Origin of the sequence: Aeromonas sp. SrichE-2G (assembly GCF_017939565.1) — a bacterium.
GTDB classification, from domain to species: domain Bacteria; phylum Pseudomonadota; class Gammaproteobacteria; order Enterobacterales; family Aeromonadaceae; genus Aeromonas; species Aeromonas taiwanensis.
Genome location: NZ_JAGKRG010000006.1, coordinates 77,579 through 96,017, shown reverse-complemented (window position 1 = coordinate 96,017; position 18,439 = coordinate 77,579). Strand labels below are relative to the sequence as shown.

Genomic DNA, 18,439 nt, shown 5'->3' with positions numbered 1-18,439 from the left:
GTTGGCGAGAAGGTGCTCCTTCCCCGGCGCGGTAACCCGCAAGTTACCCTTGTTTCCCTTCGCAGGTCTTAACCTGATCAGGTTCCACGGATCCCGAATTAACGGTCTCAGCTTAGCGTCGTTCGACGGTCAGCACTCCGACAAGATGGCGCCAGTATATACGGCCTGTTTTTTAACTCAACCATGATTTTCTCACTATAATGAATCTTGTTCATTAACATAGGGATGATGTTTATTATGAACCACAAAAAGACTCTTATTCTTGGCATGTGCTGCTTCGGCTTATATGGATGCGACAGTAGCAATGACAGCAGGACTCTGGCTGAACAATTCGCGTATGATCCTACGACACAGGTTTTTGAAGACGACCCACATACATCAGTATTTATCTCAGCCTTGAAGATGACTGGGCTTGATACAGAAAAGATAAAAAACATATCCTTCAACATCAAAACAAAAAACGGCAACTTTGCCAAACCCGTATCTGTTACATATGATTGGAGCTACCTGTCCAGCAATGGACTATACGAGAGCGCAAATAACAGCTTACAGCTCCCGATATTCGGTCTCTACAGCGACTATCTGAATGAGCTCACGATAGACATTAAGTACATCGATGACAGTATCTACTCATTTCAGAAAGTGATCCCCACGGCTACCTATGTTGATAGTACTGGCATTTATGACAACGTTAGTATCAGTATCAAGCCAATCGCCACACCGAGTTACAGTTATTTTTATCTAAAGGGGGCTCTCAAATCCCCCATCATCATGGATGTCGATGGAGAAGTTCGTTGGGATGCCGACATTAAGAGAGTATCAAGTTCATCTACCTTTATAAAAAATGCATTCTGGACAGGCAACATTAAGAATGCAGCCACTAAAATTGATGTTTTATCTCTATATGGAAAGTCTGACACTTTGCATATCAATGGTACAGCAATGGGTAGTGATGCTTATTTTCACCACAACATAGATCTTGGCAAACAAGGTATATTGATTGAGCTCGATGGTACAACTAACGGCACGTTAAAAATAGAGTCTTTTTTAAGTGAGATAGATGATTCTGGCAATGTGATTAAAGAGTGGGACCTCGGGAAAATATTTTCTGAATATATGGTGCAAGAGGGAGATGACCCCAGCAACTTTGTAAGAGATGGCGTGGACTGGTTCCACATGAATGCAGCCACATATGATCCAACTGATGACACCCTGGTGATCTCCAGCCGGGAAAATTTTGTCGTGAAGCTGGACTACAACACCGGCAAACTGATCTGGCTACTAGGAGATGAGACCAAGCACTGGTACTCCTACCCTTCCCTGCAGAAACTGGCTCTTTCGCTCTCCTCCGGACAGACCCCGATAGGACAGCACGCCGTCTCCATGACCAAAGATGGCAAGCTGATGTTGTTCAACAATGGGCTAAGAAGTTTCAATAACCCTGCCGGCACACCGGCCGGTATAGATCTTGCCAGCAGCCAAACCGCGATCTTTGATATAGACAGCCTAAACAGGACTGCTCAGGTAACCTGGAGCTTCGACGATGGTATCTATTCAGACATCTGTTCCAGCATCTATGAAGACAAACTGGCGACTCAGGGTGATTTTCTCATCAACTATGCTGCTGCCGACAACCGGAGCAAGGTCGTCATTCAGGGCATAAACAAGGACAAGCAAAAACTCTTCGAGTTCACCTATCCGAGCCCAACACCCTGTGCCACCTCCTGGAACGCCATCCAGATACCTCTCGAGCACATACACTTCCAATAAGAGACAAAAATAGCGCCACTCCGTGGCGCTATTTATTCATCTTCCGGATTGGGGATCAGGATCTCGGTGAGGCGGCCCTCTTCATCCCGGCTCAGCACCAGGCGGCGCCCCGGTTGCAGATCGGCAGCGGAGCCGTTCAGCCAGCGGGTCTCTGCATCAAACACCAGCACGCCGAGATCCTGTAGCAGCAATGCCTGGCCCGAGCTCGCGAGCAGCCGATCCTCCGCCCGCCGCCAGTGGCCCTCCTGCACCGGATCCGGCGCCGCGTGGAGTACACGGATCGTCTCGGCCACGCCATAGCGGCTCTGGATGGCGAGGCGCATGCCGGGCCTGAGGGCGTCATCGCCTGCCACGCCGTGCAGTTCGGCGCTGCCGAGTTCGAGCTCAGCCCCCTGAAATTGCAGGCGCACCCCGTCGTTGTGCTCCAGCTCCACCAGCCAGAGCTCGGCGTCGTCGGCGAGGGTGCAGAAGGGCAACAGCAGCAAACACAATGCGGTTCTGGTCATGGCAGGGTGGCCCGGGGTCAGCGCGATGAGGTTTAACTATGGGCCGGGATGCGCGATTTTTCCCCTCGTGGCGCGCCTCAGTCCTCCTCCCTGCATTGGCTCAGACGCATGCCGTCGAACCTGCACTCCAGCTCCAGCCAGCGCCCCTCGAACGGCGCCAGGCTGTCGTCCGAGGTGGTGTAGCCCCAGATCCGCCCCTGCGCTACCGGCCCTTCCAGCTCCATCTCGTCCGCCTCCTCCAGCGGCTCCACCTCGCGAACGAGCCGCCGCGCCCCCTGCGCCGTCTCCTGCACCACCCCTTCCAGATCGACCCAGGTCCCGCCGAGATCGTCCTCATCCAGCCCGTCCTTGAAGCGGGTCTGCTCGTCGAGCACGAAGGGCATGCCGTTGACCATCAACTGGCCAAGCTGCCAGCTGGTGCGGCCAGTGAGCTTGAACTCGGCCGCCTGCGCCAGACCAAAAGGCAATAGAATCAATAACCAGAAGGCGCGGAGAGACTTCTTCATCGGGGATCCTCGGGGTTACACTGGCACACAGGATGACGTATCCGGTGTGAAATGGCCGTGAAATGCCGGCCAGAACCAGGAGATCAAAGCATGAAAATACTGGTGGTGGAAGACAGTCCCCAGGTGGCGGAGACCATCATGGACTATCTGGAGCTGGCCGGGCACAGGGTGGATTGCGCCTATCACGGTCAGGCCGCCCTGCAACTGCTCGCCGAGCAGCGCTTCGACGTCATCATCATGGACGTCATGATGCCCCGTCTCGACGGGCTTAGCGCCGTGGAGCGGCTGCGTGCGGACGGCATCTCGACACCGGTAATCTTTCTCACCGCCCGCGACAGCCTGGAAGACAAGCTCGCAGGCTTCAAGGCCGGGGGCGACGACTACCTGGTCAAGCCATTCGCCATGGAGGAGCTGGAGGTGAGGTTGCAGGCCCTTGCCCTGCGCGGCCCCCGGGGTGACATGGGCGCCCTCAGCTTCGGCGATCTGACGGTAGACACCGCCGAGAGCCGCGCCACCCGCGCCGGAGTGGAGCTCAAGCTCGGCAAGATCCCGTTCCGGATCCTCACCCTGCTGGTGAAACGTGCCCCCCAGCTGGTGACGCGCCAGGAGGTGCTCGACACCGTCTGGGGGGACGAGGAACCGGACTCCGACGCCCTGCGCAGCCACATCTACGCCCTGCGCAGCGCCCTCGACAAACCCTTCCCCACCCCCATGCTGGAGACCCTGCACGGCCAGGGCTACCGGCTGGTGAAACCATGAGTGCCCCTATGCCCCCTGGCCCGCCGCTGCCGAGCCTGCGCCGGCGGCTGATCCTGGCGCTGGGGGGCGCCGGCCTGCTGCTGCTGATGCTGCTGAGCCTGCTGATGGTGGTGGCCGAGGACAAGATGGAGGAGCTGAGCCTGCGCCACTGGCTGGAAGCCGAGGCGACCCGCTACGGCGATGACTGGCTGCGCCTGGGCGAGCTGGCTCCCGCCCCCAGCCCGCGCCAGTTTTCCAGCTACTGGACCGAGGCGGGCCGCCTGCCGGCCTGGCTCAAGGCTTACCGCAACCCCGGCTTCTTCGAACATCAGCTCGGCCGCGAGGACAAACACTTCCTGGTCAGGCCCCATCCGTCCGGCCAGGGGCTGCTCTATCTGGTGTTCAACGACGACGCCGACGACTATCTGGACCCCTACGAAGACAAGCTGCATCTGGTCACCCGGTTGATCGGCCTGGCCCTGCTGCTGGGGAGCCTCGCCTTCGGTATCTGGCTGGTGCGCCACATCACGGGGCCCCTGGAGCGGCTGCGCCAGCGGGTCGCTCATCTCACCCCGGATCAGGGCGATTTCGTGCCCGATGCCCCCTGGCAGGAGCTGCGAGAGATAGAGCAGGCGCTGCTGGCGGGCAAGCGCGAGGTAGCCGCCGTGTTTGCCCGCGAACAGGAGTTCAGCCGCTTCGCCAGCCACGAGCTGCGCACCCCCAACATGGTGATCCAGGGATCCGCCGCCCTGCTCGGCAAGGTGACGGATCTGCCCGCCCCGGCGACCCGTGCCGTGGCCCGCATCCGCGCTGCCGCCGACGAGATGGCCCTGCTCACCGAGACCTTCCTGCTGCTGGGCCGCAAGGAGGCCGTGGAGCGCCCACCCCAACAGGTGGCGCCGCTCATTCGCCGGGAGCTGACCCGCCTCGCTCCCCTGTTGCAACGGGAGACGCTGGACATTCGCCTGCACCTGGACGAGGAGAGCGAGGTACAAGCGCCCCTCTCCCTGCTCGCCATTGCGCTCGGCAACCTGCTCAAGAATGCCTTGAGCTACGCCGAGGGGCACATCGAGATCACCCTGCACGAGCAGGTGATCACCATCAGCAATCCCACGGCGGCAGCGCCGGATCAGATCCTGGGTTACGGCTGCGGCCTCACCATCATCCAGCGCATCTGCGAGAAGCTGGGCTGGCAGATAGAGACCCGGCTGGAAGACGGCATCTTCAGCGCCCGGCTGGCGATGATCCCCGGTGAAACCACGAAGGCATAGCCCCTCATCCCCGACCCTTCTCCCCGGCGATGCAACAGAGTGGGAGAAGGGGGACACTTCCCGGCAAGCTCGCTGCCCTCCAACCCACCCGCCAGATAGCAGCAAGGCGCCCGAGGGCGCCCTGTTTCTACCTGTCTGACACTCGCCCGGTGTTTACTCCGCCGGCTTGTGCTTGCGGCTCGCCTTGAGCTCGAGGAACTCGATGATCTTGCCCGCCACGTCCTTGCCGGAGGCCGCTTCCACCCCTTGCAGGCCGGGGGAGGAGTTCACCTCCAGCACCAGGGGGCCACGGGCGGAGCGCAGGATATCCACACCGGCCACGTCCAGCCCCATGATCTTGGCGGCCTGCACCGCAGTGGCTCGTTCCTCCGGGGTGATCTTGATGGCCGAGGCCTCGCCGCCCCGATGCAGGTTGGAGCGAAACTCCCCCGGCTGGGCCTGCCGGCGCATGGCAGCCACCACCTTGCCGTTGACCACCAGACAGCGGATGTCGGCGCCATTGGCTTCGCGGATGTACTCCTGCACCAGGATGTTGTTGTTGGTCTGGATAAAGGCCTCGATCACGCTCTCGGCGGCCTTCTGGGTCTCGCACAGCACCACCCCTATCCCCTGGGTCCCTTCCAGCAGCTTCACCACCAGAGGGGCGCCCCCCACCATCTTGATGAGGTCGGGGACGTCGTGAGTGCTATGGGCATAGCCGGTCACCGGCAGGCCTATGCCATGACGGGAGAGCAGCTGCATGGCGCGCAGCTTGTCACGGGAGCGGGAGATGGCCACCGAGCTGTTGAGGGCCATGGTGTTCATCATCTCGAACTGACGCAGTACGGCGGTGCCATAGAAGGTGATGCTGGCACCGATGCGCGGGATCACGGCGTCATAGCTCTCCAGCTCCCGTCCTTCGTAATGGATGGAGGGGCTGTGGGAAGCGATGTTCATGTAGCAGCGCAGGGTGTCGAGCACCTCGACCTGATGCCCACGGGCCCGGGCCACCTCGACCAGACGGCGGGTGGAGTAGTTGTTGGGCTCACGGGATAAAATGGCAATATTCATGGAAATGGCAGACCTGATAATCGGACTGGAGAGTATAAGGTGCCATGAACGACTGGCAACGCCAATCCTTTCCCCTCACCATGCGCGGTTCTGCAAGAACCGTACAAAACAGAGGGTGCCGCACTGCAAAAAGGGCCAGACAGGCATCAATGGGGACCGCGCAACCCCTGTTGCAGCGCCAGCAGCAGGGCCACCTCCTGCAGACGGCGCGCCGTGACCCCGCCCCAGCCGCCCGGCGGCACGGGGGCCAGCAGGGTCTGGGCGATGCAGTCGCGATAGAGCGGCCCATTGTGCTCCCAACCCTGCATGCCGTCGGCATCGTGATGATGCAGCCACTCCAGGTTGCCACGGCGAAGCAGCTCGATGCGCCGCCCATCCTTGAGATGCAGACAGAGCCCCTTCTTCTCCACCCCGGGACCGGCGTACTTGTCGAGCCAGAGGATCAGGGGCACCCCCGCCGCCTCGCCGCGCAGGCAGGCACGCCCCTCGGCGGTCTCCAGATCCCCGCGCCGGATGGGCTGCCCCAGGCGATCGCAGACGCCGTCCGCGACCAGACACAGGCTGTCGTCCCCGCCCAGGGCCACCAGCAACTCGCGGATCATCGCCAGCAGGTGGGTGCCGATGTCGAGGATCACCCCGTCGGGGTGGCGCAGTTCCCGCCGATCCGGCTCGCCGGTGGCAAAATTCAGGGCATAGGGATGTCCCGCCTCGTCGAGGCCGCAGGGCTCCAGCAGAAAGCCCTCCACCGCGCTCACCTCGGCGAGGGTGGCGGGCGCAATACCGGCGCCGCCCTGTTCCCGAGGCAGCCAGCCTTCATCCAGCCCGCCAGTCAGCAGCAACCGCTGCACGGCGGTGCGGGCCATCCAGTGATCCAGCGCCAGCACCCGGCCCGCTACCGCGGGGTCTGCCAGCAGGGCGTGCAGACGATCGCGCTGGGCCAGAGTGGCCACCACGGGTTTCTCCACCAGGATAAGGGGAACTGTACTGGCCAGCGCCTGTTCCAGCACGGGCAGGTGCATCAGGGAGGGGGTGGCGATGACCAGCCTGTCCAGGGGCGCGGCCAGCAGGGCCGCCAGGGTCGGTGCAGGGATGACACCGGGCAGAGTGATGGCGGGGTCAAAGCCCCGTATCTCGACATCTGGCGCCAGGGTGGCGAGTGCAGGCAGATAGGCGGTCTGCACCACGGCCCCCAGGCCGACGAATCCAACCTTCATGACAACCTCGATATGGCGTCTGTTCCCGAAGCCTGCCCCGCACGCGTGATGCGGGGCGGGCAGGGATCAGTGCAGGTTCGGCCCCAGCCAGCGCTGGGCCTCCTCCAGGGTCATGCCCTTGCGCACGGCGTAGTCCTCCACCTGATCGGGCTGGATCTGGGCCACGGCGAAGTATTTGCTGTCGGGGTGGGAGAAGTACCAACCCGACACCGCTGCCCCCGGCCACATGGCGTAGGACTCGGTGAGCTGCATGCCGATGGCCTGTTCCACGTCCAGCAGCTCCCAGATGCTCCCCTTCTCGGTGTGCTCCGGGCAGGCCGGGTAACCGGGTGCCGGGCGGATGCCACGGTAGTTCTCGCGGATCAGCTCCTCGTTGGAGAGTGCCTCGTCCGGGGCATAACCCCAGTGCACTTTGCGCACCTGCTCGTGCAAGTACTCGGCGAACGCCTCTGCCAGACGGTCGCACACCGCCTGAATGAGGATGGCGTTGTAGTCGTCGTGAGCCGCCTTGTAGGCCTTGGCGATGGCTTCTTCACCGATGCCGCCGGTCACCGCAAAGGCGCCGATCCAGTCGGGCTTGCCGCTCTCCTTCGGCGCCACATAGTCCGCCAGACAGTAGTTGGGAAAGCCCTGCTTCTCGCTCTGCTGGCGCAGGTGGTGCAGCACTTTTTTCACTTCAGTGCGCGACTCGTCGGTGTAGACCTCGATGCTGTCCCCCACGGCATTGGCCGGGAACAGGCCGACGATGCCGGCGCAGCGCACGCTCTGATCTTTCTCCAGCTGATCCAGCATGGCGTTGGCGTCGGCAAAGAGGCGCGTCGCCTCCTCCCCCACCACTTCATCTTCCAGGATGCGGGGGAACTTGCCCGCCAGCTCCCAGCTGAGGAAGAACGGCGTCCAGTCGATGTAGGGGCGCAGCACCGCGATGGGCACGTTCTCGAACTTCTGCACGCCGGACTCCCGGGGCGCCGGCGGCTCATACCCCACCCAGTCCAGCTGATGGCGGTTGGCGCGGGCCTCCGCCAGCGTGATGGGGCGCGAGCGCGGCTGCTTGCGGGCGTGCTGCTCGCGGGCGATCTCGTACTCCTTGTCGATGCGGGCGACAAACGCTTCCTTGAGATCCGGGCTGAGCAGGCTCTGGGCCACCCCCACGGCGCGGGAGGCGTTGGAGACATAGACCACGGGCTCGGAATAGTTCTGCTCTATCTTCACCGCAGTGTGCGCCTTGGAGGTGGTGGCACCGCCGATGAGCAGCGGCAGCTTGAAGCCCTGGCGCTCCATCTCTTTCGCCACGTGCACCATCTCGTCGAGAGACGGGGTGATGAGGCCCGACAATCCGATGATGTCGGCGTTCACCTCCCGGGCCGTCTTGAGGATGGTCTCGCAGGAGACCATGACCCCGAGGTCAACTATCTCGAAGTTGTTGCACTGCAGCACCACGCCCACGATGTTCTTGCCGATGTCGTGCACGTCACCCTTCACAGTGGCGAGCACGATTTTGCCGTTACTGGAGCCGCCGGACTTCTCCGCCTCGATGTAGGGCTGCAAGTAGGCCACCGCCCGCTTCATCACCCGGGCCGACTTCACCACCTGGGGCAGGAACATCTTGCCGGCGCCGAACAAGTCACCCACCACGTTCATGCCGTCCATCAGCGGCCCCTCGATGACGTGCAGCGGCCGCTCGGCCTGGGCGCGCGCCTCTTCGGTGTCCTCCTCGATGAAGTCGGTGATGCCCTTCACCAGGGCATGTTCGAGCCGCTTGCCCACCGGCCAGCCGCGCCACTCCTGATCCCGCGGGTCTTCGGCCTGGGCGCCGGCACCGCGATACTTCTCGGCGATGGCCAGCAGCTCTTCGGTGGCGTTGTCATTGAGGTTAAGCACCACCGCCTCGACCTTCTCCTTGAGCTCGGCCGGGATGTCTTCATAGATGGCGAGCTGGCCGGCGTTGACGATCCCCATGTCCATGCCGTTCTTGATGGCGTGGTAGAGGAAGACGGCGTGGATGGCCTCGCGCACCGGCTCGTTGCCCCGAAACGAGAAGGAGACGTTGGAGACACCGCCGGAGATCATGGCGTGGGGCAGGTTATCCTTGATGTCCTTCACCGCCTCGATGAAGTCCACCGCGTAGTTGTTGTGCTCGTCGATGCCGGTCGCCACCGCGAAGATGTTGGGGTCGAAGATGATGTCTTCCGGCGGGAAACCCACCCGGTCCACCAGGATGCGGTAGGCACGCTGGCAGATCTCGAACTTGCGGGCGCGGGTATCCGCCTGGCCCACCTCGTCGAACGCCATGACGATGACGGCGGCGCCGTAGCGACGCAGCAGTTTCGCCTGCTCGATGAATTTCTCCTCCCCCTCCTTCATGGAGATGGAGTTGACCACCGGCTTGCCCTGCACGCACTTGAGGCCCGCCTCCAGCACCTCCCACTTGGAGGAGTCGATCATCACGGGCACCCGGGCGATGTCCGGCTCGCCAGCGATGAGGTTCAAGAAGCGCACCATGGCCGCCTCGGCGTCCAGCATCCCCTCATCCATGTTGATGTCGATGATCTGGGCACCGTTTTCCACCTGCTGCTTGGCGACGTCCAGGGCCTCGTCGTAGAGCCCTTCCTTGATGAGTCGCTTGAACTTGGCCGAGCCGGTGACGTTGGTCCGCTCACCCACGTTCACGAACATGGATTCGGGGGTGATGATGAGGGGCTCCAGGCCCGACAGGCGGCAAGCCACCGGCAGATCCGGCAGGGCGCGGGGCGTGATGCCCGCCACGGCATCCGCCATGGCGCGAATGTGGGTCGGGGTGGTGCCGCAGCAACCGCCCACCAGATTGAGGAAGCCGCTTTGGGCCCACTCGCGGATATGCTCCGCCATCTCGACCGCATCCAGGTCGTACTCCCCGAAGGCGTTCGGCAGGCCGGCGTTGGGGTGGGCGCTCACGAAGGTTTCGCTGATGCGCGACAGCTCCTCCACGTACTGGCGCAGCTCGTCCGGGCCCAGCGCGCAGTTGAGACCGAACGACACGGGTTTGACATGGCGCAGCGAATGGTAGAAGGCTTCGGTGGTCTGGCCCGAGAGGGTGCGGCCGGAGGCGTCCGTGATGGTGCCGGAGATCATCACCGGCAGGCTGTAGCCCAGCTCTTCGAACACCAGGTCCACCGCGAAGGCAGCCGCCTTGGCGTTGAGGGTGTCGAAGATGGTCTCGATCAGGATGAGGTCGGCACCGCCCTCGATCAGGGCATGGGTCGATTCGGTGTAGGCAGCCACCAGCTCGTCATAGGTGACGTTGCGCTTGCCGGGATCGTTCACGTCCGGCGAGATGGAGGCGGTGCGGTTGGTGGGCCCCAGGACCCCGGCCACGAAGCGCGGCTTGTGGGGCTCTTTGGCGGTCCACTCGTCCGCCACCGCGCGGGCCAGCCGGGCCGCCTCCCGGTTGATCTCGGCGGAGAGATCCTCCATCTCGTAGTCGGCCATGGCGATACGAGTGGCGTTGAAGGTGTTGGTCTCGAGGATGTCGGCCCCGGCGGCGCAATACTGGTCGTGGATCTCCCGGATCACGGCGGGACGACTCAGCACCAGCAGGTCGTTGTTGCCCTTGATGTCGGTGTGCCAGTCGGCAAAGCGCTCGCCTCTATAGTCCGCCTCGCCGAGCTTGTACCCCTGGATCATGGTGCCCATGGCGCCATCGATGATCAGGATCCGCTCCTTGAGGCAGGCTTCCAGTTTCGTTGTGATATCCGATTTCTTGCTCGACTCTATGCTCGACACCGCTCGTACCCCTCTACATCCATGCAACTGCGTGGCATCCATCCTAGCAGCAAACAAATCAAATGGAAATCTAGCCGTCTATCTGTCCGAAGATTCGAGCATATACTCATAAGTAGGTAATGAGTAAGATGTGGCCCAAGAGTACCCTATGCCCGTCCTCAATAGGGATACGTGCTTGCTGTTTACTAAAAAAGAGAAAAACAACTATGAGCGTCTACTACACACTCTGCTTCCTGGCAGCGTTGGCGATCTTTATCGCCTTTGCCAACCAGTATGTTGTGAAGATCCAGACCACCATCGCCATCACCGCCGGCTCCATGCTGATCTCCGCGCTGATGGTGCTGTTCGGCAAACTGGGTTGGTTCAATCTGGAACCCCTGGCCGTCAAGACCATGGAGAGCATCGACTTCCAGAACTTCCTGCTCAAGGGGATCCTGGGCTTCCTGCTGTTCGCCGGCGGACTTGGCATCAACCTCAAGGCATTGCGCAGCCAGAAGTGGGAGATCACCATTCTCTCCATCGCCGCGACCCTGCTCTCCACCTTCCTCATCGGTTACGGCTTCTGGTTCATCGCCAGGCTGCTGGGCTGGGATGTGCCGCTGGTCTACTGCATGCTGTTCGGTGCCCTGATCTCCCCCACCGACCCCATCGCCGTGCTGGCCATCGTCAAGAAGATGAAGGCGCCACCCCAGATTGCCATCCAGATCGAGGGGGAGTCCCTGTTCAACGACGGCGTCGGCCTGGTGATCTTCGCCACCGTGTTTGCCGTGGCCTTTGGCGGTGTCGAGCCCACCTTCACCAGCGTGGCCGGCCTGTTCCTGCATGAGGCCCTCGGCGGCATCCTGTTCGGTGCCGTGCTGGGCCTCATCGCCCACGTGATGATCAGCGCCACCGATGATGGCTCCCTGGAGCTGCTGCTGACCCTCTGCATCCCAACCGCCGGCTTCGCCTTCGCCAACATGATCGGCGTCTCCGGCGCCCTGGCCATGGTGGTCACCGGCATCATGATCGGCAACTGGACCCGCCACTCCGGCTTCTCCGAGCAGAGCAGCCATCACCTGGATCACTTCTGGGAGTTGATGGATCAGTTCCTCAACGCCCTGCTGTTCCTGCTGATCGGTCTGGCGCTGGTGCTGCTGGATCTCGCCTGGCAAGACTGGATCCTGCTGGTCATCGCGGTGCCGCTCTGCCTGGCCTCCCGCTTCATCAGCGTCTCCCTGCCCTATGTGGCCTTCCGCAAGTTCCGCAGCTACAACACCTTCTCGGTGCGCATCCTCACCTGGGGCGGACTGCGCGGCGGTCTGGCCATGGCCATGGCACTGGCGCTGCCCTCCGGCGTCATGATGCTGCCGGAGCACGGCGTCGATCTGCGCCAGGTGATCCTGGTGATGACCTACTCGGTGGTGATGTTCTCCATCGTGGTCCAGGGCATGACCATCACCCCCATGATCACCGCCGCCAAGAAGGCCTGTGGCGACGCCTGAGCCACTCCCTACTGGCCACCTGAAAAAGGGCTCCCTCGGGAGCCCTTTTCGTTCGCCCTGACCGGGCAGGGAGAGCCCCCGCCCCGTCACGACACAATTAGTGTTTGCTTTTTATGCATTTCGAGGAGAGAATGCGCCCCGGCTAGTTAATCAGCCCTGATTATGTTCGCAATGCTTCACCTCACGATGAATCCTGCCAGTACCCGCATAACCTTCTTCTGATTTACTCGCCTTGAGAACCGTTCAGGCTGTCTGCCTGCGTTGCCCGGCTCTCACGGTGCAGACCCGATCTGCCCACTCCCAAGTAGCATCATGCATCCGCATGGTCCTTGGCGCATTCCTTGAAAGTGCAGACGCCCCTGAACCGGGCTGGGTATTCCTGCGCGCCCGTCAGCCAGAGATCTGACCGCGCCCATTGACCTGACATTTGCCAACACAAGGAGCAATTACTTAATTTATATAGAGAAATACCATGATGAAAAGCGTACAAACCCGCAAACCCCTGCGTCGCAGCAAACCCATCAACCTGCCCGTGCAAGAGCACGACGACGATGCGTTTCTGATCCAGTTCAGCACCCGCTTCAGCGGTGGCTTCGCCATCTCCTGCGATGGCATCCCGGGCGAGTTCTCCATCGAAGAGCTCAACTGACCCTGCCCCACGGCAGCGTCCGATGCAGGCAGGCCGCATCTCACGGCGGCCCCTTGTACTCCCGGTCCCGGACAGTCCTAGACCTGGCAGGCAGCCGGTTCAGGCACCTCCAGCAGCAGGCACTCCTCTTCGCTGTCACCCAGTCTGACCCGATTGCACTGACTCAGCCCCAGTTTGGCCAGTAGCCTGACCGAGCGTTCATTGCCCGGAGTGACGATGGCAACGACCCGGTTTACCCCCAGCCTCTCACGACCATCCTGCAGCGCAGCCCGCGCCGCCTCAATGGCGTAGCCCTGCCCGCGCCAGGCCGGCAGGAAGGCGTAGCCGATGTCTTCACAGGGCAGAGTATCGCGCCGGATCAGGCCGCAGATACCGAGGCTGGCACCGTCTTCCCGCCGCGTCACCAGGTAGAGGCCGTGGCCGTGACGGGCATAGCTCACCATAGGTCCCTGCTGAATGTACTCTTCCGCATCCCCCTGCGTGCGCAGACCGCGATCGCCGATGTAGCGGTGGAAGTCGCCGTCGTTGAGCAGCTCGAGAATGAAGGGGGCGTCGGCAGGGGTCAGTTCGCGCAGCATCAGGCGCTCGGAGAGGATCATGGCAAGGGCTCCATTCAAAAAAACAGGCCCCAAGACTGCGCCCGCCGCCGCTCCTTGGCAAGGGCCTGCCGACATTTCTGCCAGGATGGCATGAGCCGCGCCACGCTTACCGCTATACTGCCCACCCCATGACAACCCCATGCAACAGGCAGGAGAGCCACCATGACCGGGACCCCCGAATTTTTTGACGAAGAGACACTGCTGGAGATGGTGGAAAACCAGCTCGCCGACGGCCACCCCCTGCAGGTGAAGGCCACCCTGATGCGCCTGGTGATGAAGGGCACCCCGCGGGAAGAGGCGCTGCAATACATTGCCTGCGCCCTGGGCGCCGAACTCATGGCCATGGAAGCCGAACAGGGCCCGTTCAACCTGACCCGCTACGGCGAGTTTCTCGACAGCCTGCCCGAGATGCCCTGGGCCGAGTAAGGCCCCTCGTTAGGCAAGGCGGGTGACCAGCCATTATCATTACTCCCACCACCAATGACGGGAGTATGGGGACATGCGCTGGCAAGATCGCCGTGAGAGCAACAATGTGGAGGACAGGCGCCAGGAGGGCGGTGGCAGCGGGGGTGGCGGCCTGCCCATCGGCGGCAAGGGGCGACTCATCCTGCTGCTGGTAGTCATGGTGGCGGGCTATTACGGCGTGGACCTCAGCCCCCTGCTCGACGATCCGGCCCCGCAGAGCCAGACCCCGCGCCAGAACCCGTCACAGGCATCAAGCGATCCTCTCGCCCGCTTTACCTCGGTGATGCTCGCCTCCACCGAGGATACCTGGGACAAGCAGTTCCAGCAGAGCGGCAAGCGCTACCAGCCCCCCAGACTCGTGCTCTATCGCGGGGCGACCCGCACCGGCTGCGGCCAGGGCCAGTCGGTGATGGGGCCCTTCTACTGCCCGGCGGATAGCACCATCTACATCGATCTCTCCTTCTATCAGGACATGCGTGACAAGCTGGGTGCCGACGGCGACTTCGCCCAGGGTTACGTGATCGCTCACGAGGTGGGCCACCATGTGCAGCACCTGCTCGGCATCTCCACCAAGGTGCGCCAGCAACAGCAGGGGCTGAGCCAGGTTGCCCAGAACCGGCTGTCGGTCAGGCTGGAGCTGCAGGCCGACTGTCTTGCCGGCGTCTGGGGTCACTACATGGAACAGGAGCAGGTGCTGGAGCGCGGCGATCTGGAGGAGGCCCTCAACGCCGCCCAGGCCATAGGTGACGATCGGCTGCAACAGCAGGGCCAGGGCCGGGTCGTGCCCGACAGCTTCACCCACGGCACCTCGGCCCAGCGCCTCGCCTGGTTCAAGAAGGGCTTTGACAGCGGCAGCCCCGCCAGCTGCGACACCTTCGCCGCCCGCTGAACACAGTCAGCATGAGGGGCCGGTTCTTTCGGGAGCCGGCCCCTTCTGTTTACCGCCGGCCGGGGCTGCCTCTCAGACGGGGCCGCCCGCCAGCAGGTCGGTGAAGACAAAGCCGTCCCGCAGCACCGTCTCCCCCACTCTGACCGCAAGGGGACGGAGGAACATGGGGCCGTCGTACACCAGGGTGTGAAACTCGCCGTTCTCGCCGCAAGGATCCACCCCGGCGGGCAAGGCCGCGAGGAGCGCCGGATCGAATTCATGCCCCCCCAGGGCGACGTCCAGCTTCCCCGGATCCAGGGTGCAGATCCTCGCCTTGAGCCCGGCGGCCATCATCTCCCGGGCCAGATCCGTGGTGTCGCAGCCCCAGAGCGGGAACAGCGGCGTGATCCCGGTACCCGCCAGCTGCTTCTCCCGGTAAGCCCGCACCTCCTCGAGGAAGAGATCGCCGAACGCCATGTGGTGGATGTTCCTGGCCTGCACCCCGGCAATGAAACCCGTCATGATGCGGCCGTACTCCTCGTTGCTGCAGGGCCAGGGCAGATCGATGCAGTGCAGGGACAGCCCCACACACTCGGCCTGCATCTCCAGCAGGCGTTTGCGCACCCCGTGCATGGCAACCCGCTCGTAGGCCTCGTTGAGGGTGGTGAAGAGCCCGACTACTTCGATAGCCGGATCCTGGCGCAGGCGATGCAGGGCCCAGGCGCTGTCTTTGCCGCTGCTCCAGGAGAGCAGCACCTTGGTCTTGGTCATGATTTCTCCGACTGTCCCGCCCCGGCAAGAAGCTGAAAGACAGTGTTGCAAATTGTGCGATTTACATTGCGGGATACAAAAGCATACCCTCGTAGTTGAGCGTATCCCCGCAGAACATGGGGGAGAATAACTAAAAAAACGATGGGAAACATAAGGATATGAGTACAGTCAGCACACCTCACGACCACGGTCGTCCCCTCAATCGACAGGACTACAAGACCCTGAGCCTGGCTGCCCTCGGCGGCGCCCTCGAATTCTACGACTTCATCATCTTCGTCTTCTTCGCCGTTGTCATCGGCGAACTCTTCTTCCCGGCCGACATTCCCGAGTGGCTGCGCCAGTTCCAGACCTTCGGCATCTTCGCCGCCGGCTATCTGGCCCGCCCCCTGGGGGGCATCATCATGGCCCACTTCGGCGATCTCATTGGCCGCAAGCGCATGTTCACCCTGAGCATCATCATGATGGCGCTGCCAACCCTGCTGATCGGCCTGCTGCCCACCTATGCCGCCCTCGGCATCGCCGCGCCTCTGCTGCTGCTGCTGCTGCGGATCCTGCAAGGGGCTGCCATCGGCGGCGAAGTGCCGGGTGCCTGGGTCTTCGTGGCCGAGCACGTACCCGCCAAGCGGGTTGGCGTCGCCTGCGGCACCCTCACGGCGGGACTGACCGCCGGCATCCTGCTCGGCTCCCTGGTCGCCACCGCCATCAACCGCAGCATGAGTCCGAGCGATGTGAGCGAGTGGGGCTGGCGCCTGGCCTTCGTTCTCGGCGGGGTATTCGGCATCGTCGCCATGTACCTGCGCCGCTGGCTGCACGAGACCCCGGTCTTCGCCGAGATGCAGGCCAACAAGTCCCTGGCCGAGGAGCTGCCGCTCAAGACGGTGCTGCGCGAGCACAAGGGCAGCGTCGTCGTCTCCATGCTGCTGACCTGGTTGCTCTCCGCCGGCATCGTCGTGGTGATCCTGATGACCCCCACCTACCTGCAGAAGGTACACGGCATCAGCCCTGCGGATGCCCTGACCGCCAACTCCCTGGCCATAGTCGCGCTCACCCTGGGCTGCATCGTCTACGGCCGCCTGATAGACAGCCTAGGCAGCGGCCCGACCTTCATCCTGGGCTCCCTGCTGCTGGCCGGCTCCGCCTACGCCTTCTATCACGGTCTGGCGGCCGGAACGGAGCAGCTTGTTCCCCTCTACATGCTGGCGGGATTTGCGGTGGGGATCGTCGGCGCCGTGCCCTACGTCATGGTCAACGCCTTCCCGGCAGTGGTGCGCTTCTCAGGGCTCTCGTTCTCCTACAACGTGGCCTACGCCATCTTCGGCGGCCTGACGCCCATGCTGGTGACCCTGTGGATGAAGAGCGACGTGCTGGCCCCTTCCCACTACGTGGTCAGCCTGGCCAGCCTCGGCTTCGTTCTCGGCTGCTGGCTCTGGCTGCGTCAGCGCGGCCAACGCCAGGTCACGCCCCAGGCAGCCTGATCGGCCTGCGCCGGCGACGCCTGATGACATGAGATGAACAGGGGCCCCGACTGTCGGGGCCCGCTCGTTCCGGCTATATTCAGCCGGACTCCTGTAGAGTTGCCACCCCCCTGGGTCGGATCCGTCGTCCGCCCCCCTGTTTTTGCCAACCCCCCCGAGGTGCAAGATGTTCTTCCAGGTCGTATTTCTCGCCTTGCTGGCCCTGCTGCCCATGGTCAACCCCCCCACCACGGCCACCCTGTTGCTGGGCCTGAGCAAGGGGATGTCCCGCGAGCACATTCGCCGCCAGATCAATCTGGCCGCCCTCTATCTGTTTGCCACCCTGTGCGTCAGCTTCTTCATCGGATCCTCCATTCTGGATCTGTTCGGGATCTCCATCCCCGGGCTGCGCCTCGCCGGTGGCCTCATCATCGCCTTCATCGGTTTTCGCATGTTGTTCCCGGCGCCGAGCCAGGCCACCGAGAATGACATCAACCAGAGCATCGCCTTCGTGCCCCTCACCATGCCCAGCATGTGCGGGCCGGGCACCATGGCCCTGGTCATCAGCGGCGCCGCCCAGATCGCCGAGTTGCCGGCAGACTACAATCGTTTTGTCATCTACTCCGGCATGGTCACCGCCTTCGCCCTGATGAGCCTGCTCAGCTGGGGCGTGCTGAAACTGGCGGATCCGGTGTGCAAGATCCTCGGCGCCACCGGGATTGACGCCATGACCCGCATCATGGGCTTCCTGTTGGTGTGCATGGGCATGCAGTTCTGCATCAACGGCGTCAAGGAGGTGGCCCAGGATCCCGTGTTCCACGGTCCTGCCGCAGTCCAGGTCGAGCACCCCGTGCCTGTAGCGGACAAGGAGACCTTGCCACAGGCACCGAGTACCGCCCCCTAACAGGTGAGCCTGCCTCGAACGCATTGCGATGTTTTTTTGTACAGCTGGCATTCAGCCGGGTGGGCCTAGAATGGATCCGGAACATCAACCCTCAGGAGAGATACCATGGAAGATACGCTGACCGAGATTGGAAGCTACAGCCTGTTTCACGAGTATCTGAACGTGGTCGGTGTCGATGGCCCCACCCCCGCCCAAGGTACGCAGGGGTGGGAATACAAGGAGGCCGACCGCCTGGTGGCACTGATCAAGCGCGATGCCAAGGGCCACACCCGCTACTACATCGATGCCCGCGCCATCTCGGTCAATTGACACCGATTATTCTGCAAGCCCCGGCCTACTGACCGGGGCTTTTTGTTGTCTGTGACCCCTGAATAGCAAAACCCCGGCAAGGGCCGGGGTCTGAATGCGTCGGGTTACCCCTTTGCGCG

At 62.6% G+C, this 18,439-nt stretch carries 17 protein-coding genes and 1 riboswitch; of the genes, 10 read left to right on the top strand and 7 right to left on the bottom strand.

The genetic code is table 11. The features are described 5' to 3' along the window. Window positions 1-36: 36 nt before the first annotated feature. A riboswitch (TPP riboswitch) is annotated at window positions 37-150 on the bottom strand. 87 nt (window positions 151-237) lie between these two features. Next, on the top strand, window positions 238-1,770 hold the full coding sequence (locus tag J9885_RS10280; RefSeq protein ID WP_210549301.1) for an aryl-sulfate sulfotransferase: 1,533 nt from the start codon (window positions 238-240) through the stop codon (window positions 1,768-1,770). Window positions 1,771-1,802: 32 nt separating this feature from the next. Here J9885_RS10280 and J9885_RS10275 read toward each other — a convergent pair whose 3' ends face one another. Both J9885_RS10275 and J9885_RS10270 read right to left on the bottom strand, forming a co-directional pair. Next, the gene (locus tag J9885_RS10275; RefSeq protein WP_210549298.1) at window positions 1,803-2,276 is read right to left on the bottom strand and encodes a hypothetical protein; all 474 of its coding nucleotides are present in this window, start codon (window positions 2,274-2,276) and stop codon (window positions 1,803-1,805) included. 77 nt (window positions 2,277-2,353) lie between these two features. Further along, window positions 2,354-2,782 (bottom strand): hypothetical protein, encoded by a 429-nt coding sequence (locus J9885_RS10270; protein WP_210549296.1) that lies wholly within the window; start codon window positions 2,780-2,782, stop codon window positions 2,354-2,356. A 90-nt stretch (window positions 2,783-2,872) separates the two neighbouring features. On the opposite strand from J9885_RS10270, the gene J9885_RS10265 reads away from it, so the two are divergent. Together J9885_RS10265 and J9885_RS10260 are read left to right on the top strand one after the other, a co-directional pair. Next, window positions 2,873-3,541, top strand: coding sequence for a response regulator transcription factor (locus J9885_RS10265; protein ID WP_210549294.1), 669 nt, complete (start codon window positions 2,873-2,875; stop codon window positions 3,539-3,541). Next, window positions 3,538-4,791, top strand: a complete 1,254-nt coding sequence (locus J9885_RS10260; RefSeq protein ID WP_246876906.1) for a HAMP domain-containing sensor histidine kinase — start codon at window positions 3,538-3,540, stop codon at window positions 4,789-4,791. The genes J9885_RS10265 and J9885_RS10260 overlap by 4 nt, the downstream gene beginning before the upstream one ends. A gap of 153 nt (window positions 4,792-4,944) precedes the next feature. Here J9885_RS10260 and rimK read toward each other — a convergent pair whose 3' ends face one another. The 3 genes from rimK to metH form a co-directional block, all read right to left on the bottom strand. Continuing rightward, window positions 4,945-5,841, bottom strand: coding sequence for a 30S ribosomal protein S6--L-glutamate ligase (gene rimK / locus J9885_RS10255; protein WP_043808240.1), 897 nt, complete (start codon window positions 5,839-5,841; stop codon window positions 4,945-4,947). A 146-nt stretch (window positions 5,842-5,987) separates the two neighbouring features. Beyond that, on the bottom strand, window positions 5,988-7,055 hold the full coding sequence (locus J9885_RS10250; protein WP_210549293.1) for an oxidoreductase: 1,068 nt from the start codon (window positions 7,053-7,055) through the stop codon (window positions 5,988-5,990). Between the two features lie 66 nt (window positions 7,056-7,121). Then, a complete protein-coding gene (gene metH / locus J9885_RS10245; protein ID WP_210549291.1) occupies window positions 7,122-10,859 on the bottom strand; it encodes a methionine synthase in 3,738 nt (1,245 codons plus the stop codon). Window positions 10,860-11,023: 164 nt separating this feature from the next. On the opposite strand from metH, the gene J9885_RS10240 reads away from it, so the two are divergent. Both J9885_RS10240 and J9885_RS10235 read left to right on the top strand, forming a co-directional pair. Beyond that, entirely contained in the window at window positions 11,024-12,301 is a 1,278-nt protein-coding gene (locus tag J9885_RS10240) for a sodium:proton antiporter (RefSeq protein ID WP_210549289.1), read from the top strand. Window positions 12,302-12,776: 475 nt separating this feature from the next. Next, window positions 12,777-12,950 (top strand): hypothetical protein, encoded by a 174-nt coding sequence (locus J9885_RS10235; RefSeq protein WP_167332213.1) that lies wholly within the window; start codon window positions 12,777-12,779, stop codon window positions 12,948-12,950. 77 nt (window positions 12,951-13,027) lie between these two features. Here the strand turns inward: J9885_RS10235 and J9885_RS10230 are convergent, their stop codons facing one another. Further along, complete coding sequence (locus J9885_RS10230; protein ID WP_210549286.1) at window positions 13,028-13,549, bottom strand: GNAT family N-acetyltransferase; 522 nt, start codon at window positions 13,547-13,549, stop codon at window positions 13,028-13,030. 162 nt (window positions 13,550-13,711) lie between these two features. Here J9885_RS10230 and J9885_RS10225 point away from each other — a divergent pair, with 162 nt between their 5' ends. Next, window positions 13,712-13,975 (top strand): hypothetical protein, encoded by a 264-nt coding sequence (locus J9885_RS10225; RefSeq protein WP_043756922.1) that lies wholly within the window; start codon window positions 13,712-13,714, stop codon window positions 13,973-13,975. A gap of 73 nt (window positions 13,976-14,048) precedes the next feature. Then, complete coding sequence (locus tag J9885_RS10220) at window positions 14,049-14,903, top strand: neutral zinc metallopeptidase (protein WP_210549284.1); 855 nt, start codon at window positions 14,049-14,051, stop codon at window positions 14,901-14,903. Window positions 14,904-14,975: 72 nt separating this feature from the next. Here the strand turns inward: J9885_RS10220 and J9885_RS10215 are convergent, their stop codons facing one another. Then, window positions 14,976-15,653, bottom strand: a complete 678-nt coding sequence (locus J9885_RS10215) for an adenine nucleotide alpha hydrolase (RefSeq protein WP_210549283.1) — start codon at window positions 15,651-15,653, stop codon at window positions 14,976-14,978. Between the two features lie 158 nt (window positions 15,654-15,811). On the opposite strand from J9885_RS10215, the gene J9885_RS10210 reads away from it, so the two are divergent. From J9885_RS10210 to J9885_RS10200, 3 genes are all read left to right on the top strand, one after another. Beyond that, window positions 15,812-17,128 carry an MFS transporter gene (locus J9885_RS10210; protein WP_210549282.1) on the top strand — a complete coding sequence of 439 codons (1,317 nt, stop codon included), beginning with the start codon at window positions 15,812-15,814 and terminating at the stop codon, window positions 17,126-17,128. Window positions 17,129-17,294: 166 nt separating this feature from the next. Then, complete coding sequence (locus J9885_RS10205) at window positions 17,295-18,011, top strand: MarC family NAAT transporter (protein WP_210549279.1); 717 nt, start codon at window positions 17,295-17,297, stop codon at window positions 18,009-18,011. Window positions 18,012-18,116: 105 nt separating this feature from the next. Beyond that, window positions 18,117-18,320 (top strand): hypothetical protein, encoded by a 204-nt coding sequence (locus J9885_RS10200; protein WP_210549277.1) that lies wholly within the window; start codon window positions 18,117-18,119, stop codon window positions 18,318-18,320. Window positions 18,321-18,439: the final 119 nt, after the last annotated feature.